Raw genomic sequence first — 11916 nt, 5'->3', positions numbered from 1 at the left:
GGACGCAACTGTGCGGGCCGAACTTCTCAGAACCCTCTGAAACGGCGGCCTCAGAGCGCACTCAGAGGAAACTCAGAGCAAGCGCGGGCGCCGGGCGGCCGCACCAGAGGCGATCCTGGAAGCAGCACGCACACGATTCCTGTGAAGGGCCATGAACACCACCCGCTCCGGCCGCCCCGCCCTCGCCCGCCCCAACGGCACCCCGCTGCGCGTCCTCGTCGTGGACGACGACGAGGACCTCGCCGAGGTCCTGTCCGGCGCCCTGCGCTACGAGGGCTGGCAGGTGCGCACCGCCGGCGACGGGGCCTCGGCGGTCGTCGCGGCTCGTGAGCTGCTGCCCGACGCCGTCGTCCTGGACGTGATGCTGCCCGACACCGACGGCTTCGCCGTGCTGCGCGCCCTGCACGCCGTGAAGCCCGACGTGTGCGTGCTCTTCCTCACCGCCCGCGACGCCGTCGAGGACCGCATCGCCGGGATCACGGCGGGCGGCGACGACTACGTCACCAAGCCGTTCAGCCTGGAGGAGGTCGTCGCCCGGCTGCGCGGACTGCTGCGCCGCGCCGGCATGGCCCGGCAGCTGGAGGAGGGCCCGCGGCTGACCATCGGCGACCTGGTCATGGACGAGGACGCCCGCGAGGTGACCCGCGGGGGCGAACTGATCGAACTCTCCCCGACCGAGTTCGAACTGCTCCGCTTCCTCATGCGCAACCCGCGCCGGGTGCTCAGCAAGGCCCAGATCCTCGACCGGGTGTGGTCCTACGACTTCGGCGGCCGCGCCCATGTCGTCGAGCTGTACATCTCCTACCTGCGCAAGAAGGTGGACGCGGGCCGGGAACCGATGATCCACACCGTGCGCGGCGCCGGATACGTGCTCAAGCCGGTGACCCCGTGACCCTCGCTCTTCTACGACGCCTGCCCCGCCCGCACACCCTGCGCGCCCGGCTCACCTGCGGCCTGGTGGTGCTGCTGGCGGTCAGCTGCGCCGCGGTCGGTCTGGCCGCCGTCGTCGGACTGCGCGGCTTCCTCACCGGCCGCCTCGACGAGCAGCTGACGGAGGCCGGGAACCGCTTCGCGGTGAGCCTGGAGCACAAGGGAGAGCTGCCCAGCGGCACCGACGACCACGACGGCGACGAACACGGCGACACCCGCCACCAGGCCATCGGCACCTTCGGCGCCCGTCTGGTCGACGGCACGGCCACCCACGCGGCGGTCGTCCGCCCGAGCGGCACCGAGAACGTCGCACTGACCGCCGGCGACGAGAAGAGGCTCACCGCGATCCCGGCCGACGGCAAGGCCCACACCGTCGACCTCTCCGCGCTCGACGACTACCGCGTGCTGGTGACGAGCGGCATCGACGGCGACGTCCTGATCACCGGCCTGCCCCTGGAGCCCGTCGAGGCCACGGTCCACCGCCTCGAACTGCTCGCCGGGATCGTCTTCGGCCTCGCCCTCACCGTCACCGGCGTGGCCGGGGCGCTCTGGGTGCGCTGGTCGCTCCGCCCGCTCAGCCGCGTCGCGGCGACCGCCACCCGGGTCAGCGAACTCCCGCTGGCCAGCGGCGAGGTGGCGCTGCCGCCCCGGGCCCCGGAGTCCGACCCCCGAAGCGAGGTCGGCCAGGTCGCCGGCGCCTTCAACCGCATGCTGGGCCATGTCGAGGACGCGCTCACCAAACGGCACGCGAGTGAGGAGCGGCTGCGCAGCTTCGCCGCCGACGCCAGCCATGAGCTGCGCACCCCGGTCGCGTCGGTGCGCGGCCATGCGGAGCTGGCGCTCCTGCACCCCGGGCCGGTCCCGCCGGAGATCAAACGGGCCCTGGAGCGCATCGCCGCCGAGTCGTCCCGCATGGGCGAGATGGTCGACGAGATGCTGCTGCTGGCCCGGCTGGACGCGGGCCGCCCTCTGGAGCGCCACCCGGTCGACCTGACCATGCTGGTCCTGGACGCGGTGACGGACGCCCGGGCCGCGGGCCCCGATCACCGCTGGACGCTGGAGCTCCCCGAGGAACCGGTCACGGTCACGGGCGACGCCCACCGGCTCCAACAACTGTTGGCCAACCTGTTGGCCAACGCGCGTGGGCACACACCTGTGGGCACCAAGGTGACGGTCTCCCTGGAGATCGAGACCGAGACCGAGACCGAGATCGAGACCGAGACCGAGTCCGGGGCTGGGGCTGGGGCCGGGGCCGGGGCCACGGCGGCCGTCCTCACGGTCCACGACGACGGCCCCGGCGTCCCAGAGGACATCCAGCCCGGCGTCTTCGAACGCTTCACCCGAGCCGACCGCCGCCGCACCGACGCCCCCGGTGGCGGTGCGGGCCTGGGCCTGTCGATCGTGGCCGCGGTCGCCGAGGCACACGGCGGACAGGTGAGCCTGCGCAGCGCACCGGGCTCGACCACCTTCACCGTCCGGCTCAGTACCGGGTGATCGCCGTCTGCCCGCCCGTCGTACCGATCGCGATGTGCGGCTCCCGCCCGGGATCGGCCCACTTCAGAATCCGGCGCATCGCGTCCGCCGACACGGACACACAACCCGCCGTCGCCCCATTGCCGTTGACGTGCAGGAAGATCCCGGCACCCCGACCGCGCACCGGCTTCGCGTAGTTGAATCCGATCACCATGGCGTACGCGTACTGCTTCTCGTACGCGATCAGATGCTCGGACTCGGCGGCCCGGCAGTCCTCGGCACGGGGCTCGCTCCAACGGTTGTAGACACGCGAGTCGTTGTCCTGGCACCACCACGAACTCCCGCGCACAGGGCGGTACTTGTACGACGTCCCGCTCGGCGCTGCCTTGATGCCGAAGGCGTACGGCAGGTCGTACAGCCCCGCCGGAGTCGTGTTCGTCCCCTGCCTGCGCGAGGTGCCCTCCACGAGGCCGTTCGCCCCGAACCGCGCCGCGGCCGAACCGGCCTTCACCCACCGCCCGTTGCTGAGCTCCCACCAGGTGACCGTGCCGGAGGTGGCGGAGGCTTTCGCGGCCACCGCGGTGATCAGCTGCGTCCCGCCGCCCGTGTCGGCCATCCGCGCGGGAAGCGGCGGCTGCCCACCGCCGGGCGCGGCGCCGAGCACGAGGAGGGACGCGGACACGAGAGCCGTGGCGACGGCGGGGGAGCCCATGGCTCAGACGGTAGAGGGCGGCAACGGCAACGGCAGCCCGGGTAGGCCATCCAGGCTCGTCGCGATGTGTTCCTTCTTTTCGAAGTAGGCGCTCAGCGATGCGTCGTCCTCACGAGCGAAGCGCCTGGCGTGCAGGTCGCGGTCCTCGTCGTACGTCATGAAGGGCACCGCGTAGCCGCAGGAGTCCCGGATCTGCCGGGCCGTCACCACGATGATCGCCCGCAGGCCGTGCAGGCTCGGGTCGATGTCCGGGAAGTGCGTGAGCAGTTCCTTGAAGCGGGGGTCGTCGCGCAGCACCGCCTCGCCCTCGCCGTGCACCCGGACGATGTTGGGCGGGCCCTGGAAGGCGCACCACATGAGCGTGATCCGGCCGTTCTCCCGCAGGTGCGCGACCGTCTCGGCGGTGGAGCCGGCGAAGTCCAGGTAGGCGACGGTCAGTTCATCGATGACCGCGAAGGAGCCCTTGAGGCCCTTCGGGGAGAGGTTGACCGTGCCGTCGCCGGACAGCGGGGCGGTCGCGGTGAAGAAGAGGGGCTGCTCCTCGATGAAGGTACGCAGCCTGCCGTCTATGCGCTCGTAAGTCTTTCCCATGTCTAACGATTATGGTCGCAAGTCTTTCGCCTGTCTAATGAATCGAGGCGTCCGTTTCCCCGCTCCCCGCCGTGGCCGCCCCGGCCGGCGCAGAACTCGGGGCGGCCACAGCACCTGTCACGTCACTGGGTGAGCGTGCAGGCGGCCAGGGAGTTCAGGCCCTGGGGCTTCTCGGCGGTCCGGCCGATGGAGATGGCGATGCGGTCGATGGTCGACGTCCGCTTGTCCGCCAGCGGGCCGAGGATGGCGTTCTGGACGAAGTTGGGTCCGCCCTGGCCGACCGTGTTGACCAGTCGCGTGTTGGCCTCGTCGATCTGGGTCTGGAGGAGGGCCAGGTTGCGGTCGACCTCGGCCTGCGCGGAGGCCGGGATGGCCGGGAGCTGGGAGGCGACGTCCGGGCAGCTGATGGTGCCGACGCCGGCGTTGCCCGCGTCCTCGCCCGCGCCCGCGTTGCCGGTGTCCTGCCCCGCGTCTCCGGCGGCGTCCGTCGCCGTCGCGCTCGGCGTGGCCTCGGCCTCGTCGCCCGCGCCCGCCTCTTCGCCGGCGCCCGCTTCTTCGCCGGCCCCGGCGGCGCCGTCGGCGTTCAGGGTGCAGGGCGCGAGCGCGTCAAGACCCTGGGGCTTTTCGGCGGTCCGCCCGATGGCCGTGGCGATACGGTTGACGGTCGCGATCCGCTTGTCCTCCAGGGGGCCGAGGATGGCGTTCTGGACGAAGTTGGGTCCGCCCTGGCCGACGGTGTCTACGAGACGCTTGTTGGCCTCGTCGATCTGGGTCTGGAGGAGGGTGAGGTTGCGGTCCACCTCGGCCTGCGCGCTCGCCGGGATGTCCGGGAGCTGGGAGGCGACGTCCGGGCAGGTGATGGTGCCCGGGCTCGCCAGGGTGCGGGCGTTGGTGTCGCCGCTGCTCTTGGAGCTCTCCCCGGCGAGGGCGGAACCGGCGATCACCGCACCGGTCAGCACCAGTGCGGTAGCGCTGCCGATGAGCGCGACGCGGCGCTTGTTGTACTTCGGAAGAGCCCTGGACATGCGGATGCCTCACAAGGGTCGGGAGTGTCGTCGAGTTCTTGGTGTGCACAAACGCGGCGCCTGCGTTCGGGGGGAGGTACGAGCAAGCGGTTTCCCATGTTCAAAGGGAGACCAAAAACCGTGTCAGATTGACGAATCATGCAGAGGTCTGCATACTCATGCATACCCTTGAATGCGGCGATGAGGAGCAACGCAAGTGAGCAGCAACAGCGGTGACGTCCGGCTCTGGGGCGGCCGTTTCGCCGACGGTCCCGCCGAGGCCCTGGCCAAGCTGTCCGCGTCCGTGCACTTCGACTGGCGGCTGGCCCCGTACGACATCGCCGGTTCGCGTGCCCACGCGCGCGTGCTCCACAAGGCGGGCCTGCTCACCGCGGACGAGCTGGAGCGCATGATCGCCGGGCTCGACCAGCTGGAAGCCGACGTGGCCTCCGGCTCCTTCGTCGGCACGATCGCCGACGAGGACGTCCACACCGCCCTGGAGCGCGGTCTGCTGGAGCGCCTCGGCCCGGACCTCGGCGGCAAGCTCCGCGCCGGCCGCTCCCGCAACGACCAGGTGGCGACCCTGTTCCGGATGTACCTGCGGGACCACGCCCGGATCATCGGCGGCCTCATCGCCGACCTCCAGGACGCCCTGATCGGCCTGGCGGAGGCCCACCCGGACGTCGCGATGCCCGGCCGCACCCACCTCCAGCACGCCCAGCCGGTCCTCTTCGCCCACCACGTCCTGGCCCACGTCCAGTCCCTGTCCCGGGACGCCGAGCGGCTGCGCCAGTGGGACGAGCGCACGGCCGTCTCGCCGTACGGCGCGGGCGCCCTGGCCGGCTCCTCCCTCGGCCTGGACCCGGAGGCGGTGGCCAAGGACCTCGGCTTCGAGCACGGCAGCGTCGGCAACTCCATCGACGGCACGGCGTCCCGTGACTTCGTCGCGGAGTTCGCCTTCATCACGGCGATGATCGGCGTGAACCTCAGCCGCATCGCCGAGGAGATCATCATCTGGAACACGAAGGAGTTCTCCTTCGTGACCCTGCACGACGCGTTCTCGACGGGCTCGTCGATCATGCCGCAGAAGAAGAACCCCGACATCGCGGAGCTGGCGCGGGGCAAGTCCGGGCGCCTGATCGGCAACCTGACGGGCCTTCTCGCGACCCTCAAGGCGCTGCCCCTCGCCTACAACCGTGACCTCCAGGAGGACAAGGAGCCGGTCTTCGACTCCTGCGACCAGCTCGAGGTCCTCCTCCCCGCCTTCACCGGCATGATGGCCACCCTCACGGTCAACCGCGAGCGCATGGAGGAACTGGCCCCGGCCGGCTTCTCCCTCGCCACCGACATCGCCGAGTGGCTGGTCAAGCAGGGCGTCCCGTTCCGCGTCGCCCACGAGGTCGCCGGCGAGTGCGTCAAGGCGGCGGAGGCCGAGGGCAAGGAACTGGACGAACTGACGGACGACCAGTTCGCCAAGATCAGCGCCCACCTCACCCCCGAGGTCCGCACGGTCCTCAACGTCAAGGGCGCCCTGGCCTCCCGCAACGGCAGGGGCGGCACGGCCCCGAGCGCGGTGGCGATCCAGCTGGCAGAGGTGAAGCAGGACGTGGCAGCCCAGCACGAATGGGCGACAGCGAAGAAGTAAGCCTAGTTTCAACGCCCCCACGGGCCGTAGGCCCTGTGGGGGCGCGGGGAACTGCGCGAGCAACCACGAAGCGCCTGCATTCGCCAAATCACCGCACAACCCGAGCTCTCCGGCGAACGGCATCCCGCGTTACGTTGTGGGCATGCCCATCGCCCGACTCGCCACAGCCACCACCCCCACCTGCCACATCGGCCTCGGCCTCGCCGCAGTCGGCCGCCCCGGCTACATCAACCTCGGCCGCGACGAAGACCTCGGAGACAACCGCAGCGTCGAATCGCTGCGCACCCGCACGCACGAACTCCTCGACGCCGCCTACTTCCAAGGCGTCCGCTACTTCGACGCGGCCCGCTCCTACGGCCGCTCGGAGGAGTTCCTCGCCGACTGGCTGAACGCCCGCCCCGACATCGACGACGTGGTCATCGGCAGCAAGTGGGGCTACACCTACACCGCCGCCTGGACGACCGACGCCGAGCACCACGAGATCAAGGACCACAGCGTCCAGACGTACGACCGCCAGCGCAGCGAGACCGCCGAACTCCTCGGCGACCACCTCGACCTCTACCAGATCCACTCGGTGACCCCGGACAGCCCGGCCCTCACCGACAAGGAACTCCACGCCAGGCTCGCGGAGGCCGCCGCCGGCGGCATCAGCATCGGCTTCTCCACCAGCGGCCCCGCCCAGGCGGACGCCATCCGCGCCGCCCTGGAGGTCACGGTCGACGGCGAGCCCCTCTTCCGTACCGTCCAGTCGACGTACAACGCCCTGGAGACCTCCGCCGCCCCCGCCCTCGCCGAGGCCCACGACGCCGGACTGACGGTGATCGTCAAGGAGGGCATGGCCAACGGCAGGCTCGCGGACCCGTACGCGCCGGACGCCCTGAAGGCCGTGGCGGCGGAGACATCCCTCGGCTGTGACGCGGTCGCCCTCGCCCTCGTCCTGCGCCAGCCGTGGGCCGGTGTCGTCCTGTCCGGAGCCGCGACGACGAACCAGCTGGCCTCCAACCTGCACGCGGCGGTCGTGGACCTGGACGAGGACCAGTTGGCCCGCCTGGCCGAGCTGGCGGAGGAGCCGCAGGCGTACTGGCAGAAGCGCAGCAGCCTCCCCTGGCACTGAGAGACTCCTGATCCACCCACAGTCATGAGACGCCTCTGCCCACACTGAGACAGTGATGTCTCACATGGGCTATGGTTGTCTCATGGCTGTCGATCGTGCTCACGTGCTGCGCAGTGCCGCGGCCCTGCTGACCCGCAAATCCACCGCGACCATGGACGAGGTCGCCAAGGCCGCGGGGATCAGCCGGGCCACGCTGCACCGCCACTTCGCGGGGCGCGACGCACTCGTACGGGCTCTCGAGGCGCTCGGCATCGAGGAGTGCGAGGCCGCGCTGGACGCGGCCCGCCTCGACGAGGGCCCCGCGAGCGACGCCGTACGCCGCATGGTGCGCGAGATGGAACCGGCGGCCGCGCTGCTGGCCTTCCTCTACACCGAGAACCAGCTGTTCGAGGGCGAGGAGCAGAACGCGGGCTGGACCCGCATCGACGACCGCGTCTCCGCGCTGTTCCGGCGCGGACAGGGGAGCGGCGAGTTCCGCATCGACCTCAGCCCGGCCTGGTTCACCGAGGCGGTGTACGGCCTGCTGGCCTCCGGTGCCTGGGCGGTGTCGGAAGGACGCGTGGCCCGCAAGGACTTCACCCACATGATCGCCGAGCTGTTCCTCGGCGGCGCACTACGGAGAGAGGAATCATGACCAGCACCCTGCAGCCGACGACCACGACCGAGGCGGTGACCAAGCGCCCGGGCCGTTGGCTCGCGCTGTCCGTCCTCGTGCTCGCCGTGCTGCTGGTGGCCGTCGACGCGACCGTCCTCGGTCTCGCGACCCCCTACATCAGCGAGGACCTGAACCCCACCGGTTCCCAGCTCCTCTGGATCGGCGACGTCTACTCCTTCGTCATCGCCGGTCTGCTCGTCTCGATGGGCAGCCTCGGCGACCGCATCGGCCGCAAGCGCATCCTGCTGATCGGCGCGACGGCGTTCGGCGCGATCTCGGTCCTCAACGCCTATGCCACGACACCGGAGTTGATGATCCTCGCCCGCGCCCTCCTGGGCGTCGCGGGCGCGACCCTCATGCCGGCGACCCTCGCCCTGATCCGCAACCTCTTCCACGACCCGCGCGAACGCAGCCTCGCCGTCGGCATCTGGGGCGCCACGGCCTCCGCGGGCACCGCGATCGGCCCGATCGCCGGTGGTTTCCTGCTCGAACACTTCTGGTGGGGCTCGGTCTTCCTGATCAACCTGCCCGTGATGGCGGTCCTCGTCCTCGTCGGCATCAAGCTGCTGCCCGAGTCGAAGAACCCGAACCCCGGCCCGTGGGACCTGATCAGCGTCGCCCTGTCCCTGGTCGGCATGATCGCGGTGGTGTACGCGGTCAAGGAGACGGCCACGCACGGCTTCGGCTGGGAGATCCTCGGCGTCGGCGCACTCGGCGCGGCAGCGCTCTACTGGTTCGTCCACCGCCAACTGACCCTGCCGACGCCTCTGTTGGACATGCGGCTGTTCCGCAACCGCGGCTTCAGTGCGGCGGTGCTGGCCGACCTGCTGACCATCCTCGGACTGTCCGGCCTGGTCTTCTTCCTCTCCCAGTACCTGCAACTCGTCCAGGGCCGACGCCCGTTGGAGGCGGGCCTCGCCGAACTCCCCGCCGCGGTGGGCGCGGTGGCGGCCGGTCTGGTCGCGGGCTGGGCGGCCCGCCGCTGGTCGGTCCGCGCGGTGGTCTCCGGCGGCCTGGCGGCGGTGGGCGTGGCACTGGCCTCGCTGACGGTCATCGACCAGAACACCGGCTACCCGCTGCTCGGCACCGCCCTGCTGGTCGTCGGAATCGGCGCCGGCTTCTCCTTCACGGTGACGGCGGACGTCATCCTGTCGAGCGTCCCGAAGGAACAGGCGGGCTCGGCATCGGCGGTCTCGGAAACGGCCTACGAACTGGGCGCGGCCCTGGGCATCGCGATACTGGGCTCGATCGTGACGGGCGTGTACAGGGGCTTCGCATCTCCGGCGGGTACTCCGGAGGGCGCCCACGAGTCACTGGGCGCGGCGGTGGAGGCAGCGACAGGAATGCCGACGCAGCAGGCAGAGGCACTGCTGACGTCGGCAAGGGATTCCTTCGTGGACGGCTTGGCGATAGCGGCGGGAGCAGGAGCAGCGGTACTGCTCGCTACGGCTATTGCAGCTTGGTTCCTGCTACGAAACCAACGTCTGGACAACGCCGAGTAAGGGGCGCGGGGAACTGCGCGAGCAACCCCCACCGGCCGCAAGCCGAAAAACTACGCCGCTTCCTTGGCCTTCGTCGCATACATGTCCACATACTCCTGCCCGGACAACCGCATGACCTCAGCCATCACGGAATCCGTCACAGCCCGCAGCACATACCGATCCCGGTCCATCCCGTCGTACCGCGAGAACTCCATCGCCTCACCGAACCGAACAGTGACCCGGCCCGGCCGGGGCATCCCCGCACCCCCCGGCTGCAACTTGTCCGTGCCGATCACGGCGAACGGCACCACAGGCGCCCCCGTCATCATCGTCAGCCGCGCGATACCGGTACGCCCCCGGTACAACCGCCCGTCAGGCGACCGTGTCCCCTCGGGGTAGATACCGAAGACCTTCCCCTCCTCCAGCACCCGCCGCCCGGTCATCAGAGCGGCGACGCCGCCCCGTCCACCGTCCCGGTCCACCGGAATCATGCCGACGCCGGTGAAGAACCACGCCATGAGCCGGCCCTTCAGGCTCTTCCCGGTGACGTACTCGTCCTTGCCGATGAAGAAGACCTGCCGGTCGCAGACGAGCGGAAGGATCATCGAGTCGATGAAGGTGAGGTGGTTGCCGGCCAGGATGACCGGGCCGTCCCCCGGGATGTGCTCGGCGCCCTCCACCTGTGGGCGGAACATCAGGCGCATGATCGGTCCGAGCACTGCCTTGATGAGCGCGAAGCGGGACAACGGGCCCTCCGGTGTCAAGGGAATCGGTCTAAGTCTGTGCAGGTGAGGACGATACTCGCGGCCCGGGGGGTCTTGCACATCGGGTTCACCGAGGTCTTACGCAGTGTTGACGCGGGTTTACCTGCGGTGGCGCGCGGAAGACGGCCCGTAACCCGACGGCCATGATGTGACGGACATCGCGCCCACGGCCTGACGGGCTGTCAACTTGCGCCTCATGTACGACATCCCGAGTCACCCGCGTGTTCTGCCGCAGGTCTCCCCGCAGTCATGAACACGCACCTACGATCGGCCCGCAGTGACGAGCCGACGCAAGGAGGGCGCTCATGGGATCGCAGGATTCGCAGGCCGTGAACGGGCAGACGGGTGTAACCGGACGGCGGGCGCTCCTGGGCGCGGCCGTGCTCGGCGCCGGGGGAGCCGTCCTCGGCCTGTCCGGCACGGCGAGAGCCGCCGAGGTCGCCGGGGCCGCCGAGGCGCGGCACGGTGGCGGGGTGAAGAGCCTGCCCGTGCCGACGATCATCGGCCACCGGGGTGCCAGCGGCTACCGGCCCGAGCACACGTTCGGCTCGTACCAGCTCGCCCTCGACCTGGGCGCGCACGTCGTCGAGGCCGGCGACCTGGTGCCCACCAAGGACGGTCACCTGGTCTGCCGTCATGAGCCGGAGATCGGCGGGACGACGGACGTCGCGGACCACAAGGAGTTCGCCGACCGCAAGACCACGAAGGTGTTGGACGGCGTCTCCGTCACCGGCTGGTTCACCGAGGACTTCACGCTCGCCGAGCTGAAGACCCTGCGCGCGATCGAGCGCATCCCCGCCAACCGTCCGCACAACACCCTCTACAACGGGCGCTGGGAGATCCCCACGTTCGAAGAGGTCCTGAAGTGGCAGGACGAGCAGACCCGCAAGCGCGGCCGGCAGGTGTGGATCTACCCGGAGACCAAGCACCCCACTTACTTCCGCAAGCTCGGCCTCGGCCTGGAGGAGCGGGTCGCGAAGCTGTTGCGCAAGTACGGCAAGGACGGCCGCAACTCGCCTGTCATCCTCCAGTCCTTCGAGCCCAGCAGCATCCAGCGCCTGAACCGCCTGGTCGACAACCCGCTGGTGGTCCTGCTCTCCTCGGCGACCAGCCGCCCCTGGGACTTCGTCGAGGCGGGCGACCCGCGCACCGTCGCCGACCTGATCACGCCCGCCGGGCTCCGCGAGATCGCCGGTTACGCCCAGGGCATCGGCCCCACCCTCGACCTCGTCATCCCGAAGGACGCCAACGGCAACCTGACCACGCCGACCACCCTTGTCGCCGACGCGCACAAGGTGGGGCTGATCCTGCACCCCTACACCATGCGCAACGAGAACCCCTTCCTGCCGACGAGCTTCCGCAAGGGCACCGACGCCGACGCGTACGGCGATGTCTTCGGCGCCTACAAGACGTACTTCGCCACCGGCATCGACGGTGTCTTCACCGACAACCCGGACACCGGCCTGCTGGCCCGCGAGGACTTCGTCAACAGCTGAGCGCCCGCCCCCGATCGGGGTGACAACCGGCCGTCCGGGCAACCCGCCGCC

The 11916-nt window shown here is 70.3% G+C and carries 11 protein-coding genes; 7 read left to right on the top strand and 4 right to left on the bottom strand.

The genetic code is table 11. The features are described from left to right. Positions 1-151 precede the first annotated feature (151 nt). Together IQ210_RS30580 and IQ210_RS30575 are read left to right on the top strand one after the other, a co-directional pair. Positions 152-892, top strand: a complete 741-nt coding sequence (locus IQ210_RS30580; RefSeq protein ID WP_194082392.1) for a response regulator transcription factor — start codon at positions 152-154, stop codon at positions 890-892. Further along, entirely contained in the window at positions 889-2424 is a 1536-nt protein-coding gene (locus tag IQ210_RS30575) for a sensor histidine kinase (protein WP_322657026.1), read from the top strand. The genes IQ210_RS30580 and IQ210_RS30575 overlap by 4 nt, the downstream gene beginning before the upstream one ends. On the opposite strand, the gene IQ210_RS30570 is transcribed toward IQ210_RS30575, so the two are convergent. From IQ210_RS30570 to IQ210_RS30560, 3 genes are all read right to left on the bottom strand, one after another. Continuing rightward, complete coding sequence (locus IQ210_RS30570) at positions 2411-3115, bottom strand: L,D-transpeptidase family protein (RefSeq protein WP_194082391.1); 705 nt, start codon at positions 3113-3115, stop codon at positions 2411-2413. The two genes, IQ210_RS30575 and IQ210_RS30570, sit on opposite strands and share 14 nt — an antisense overlap. Positions 3116-3118: 3 nt before the next feature. Then, a complete protein-coding gene (locus tag IQ210_RS30565) occupies positions 3119-3706 on the bottom strand; it encodes a pyridoxamine 5'-phosphate oxidase family protein (protein ID WP_194082390.1) in 588 nt (195 codons plus the stop codon). 122 nt (positions 3707-3828) lie between these two features. Next, positions 3829-4731 carry a hypothetical protein gene (locus tag IQ210_RS30560; RefSeq protein WP_194082389.1) on the bottom strand — a complete coding sequence of 301 codons (903 nt, stop codon included), beginning with the start codon at positions 4729-4731 and terminating at the stop codon, positions 3829-3831. Between the two features lie 196 nt (positions 4732-4927). On the opposite strand from IQ210_RS30560, the gene argH reads away from it, so the two are divergent. The 4 genes from argH (at position 4928) to IQ210_RS30540 (ending at position 9626) form a co-directional block, all read left to right on the top strand. Further along, positions 4928-6355, top strand: a complete 1428-nt coding sequence (argH, locus tag IQ210_RS30555; protein WP_194082388.1) for an argininosuccinate lyase — start codon at positions 4928-4930, stop codon at positions 6353-6355. 142 nt (positions 6356-6497) lie between these two features. After that, positions 6498-7469 carry an aldo/keto reductase gene (locus IQ210_RS30550; protein ID WP_194082387.1) on the top strand — a complete coding sequence of 324 codons (972 nt, stop codon included), beginning with the start codon at positions 6498-6500 and terminating at the stop codon, positions 7467-7469. Between the two features lie 82 nt (positions 7470-7551). Further along, positions 7552-8103: a TetR/AcrR family transcriptional regulator gene (locus IQ210_RS30545; RefSeq protein WP_228048549.1), complete on the top strand. Its 552-nt coding sequence runs from the start codon at positions 7552-7554 to the stop codon at positions 8101-8103. Then, positions 8100-9626, top strand: coding sequence for an MFS transporter (locus IQ210_RS30540; RefSeq protein ID WP_194082386.1), 1527 nt, complete (start codon positions 8100-8102; stop codon positions 9624-9626). Before IQ210_RS30545 ends, IQ210_RS30540 begins: the two co-directional genes overlap by 4 nt. Positions 9627-9676: 50 nt before the next feature. Here the strand turns inward: IQ210_RS30540 and IQ210_RS30535 are convergent, their stop codons facing one another. After that, a complete protein-coding gene (locus IQ210_RS30535; protein ID WP_194082492.1) occupies positions 9677-10351 on the bottom strand; it encodes a lysophospholipid acyltransferase family protein in 675 nt (224 codons plus the stop codon). A 323-nt stretch (positions 10352-10674) separates the two neighbouring features. On the opposite strand from IQ210_RS30535, the gene IQ210_RS30530 reads away from it, so the two are divergent. Beyond that, positions 10675-11865, top strand: a complete 1191-nt coding sequence (locus tag IQ210_RS30530) for a glycerophosphodiester phosphodiesterase (RefSeq protein ID WP_194082385.1) — start codon at positions 10675-10677, stop codon at positions 11863-11865. Positions 11866-11916 lie beyond the last annotated feature (51 nt).

The organism is Streptomyces justiciae (assembly GCF_015163075.1).
Taxonomy (GTDB): Bacteria; Actinomycetota; Actinomycetes; order Streptomycetales; family Streptomycetaceae; genus Streptomyces; species Streptomyces justiciae.
The sequence above is the reverse complement of the archived record's forward strand: the minus strand, read 5'-3'. Positions and strand labels throughout refer to the sequence as shown.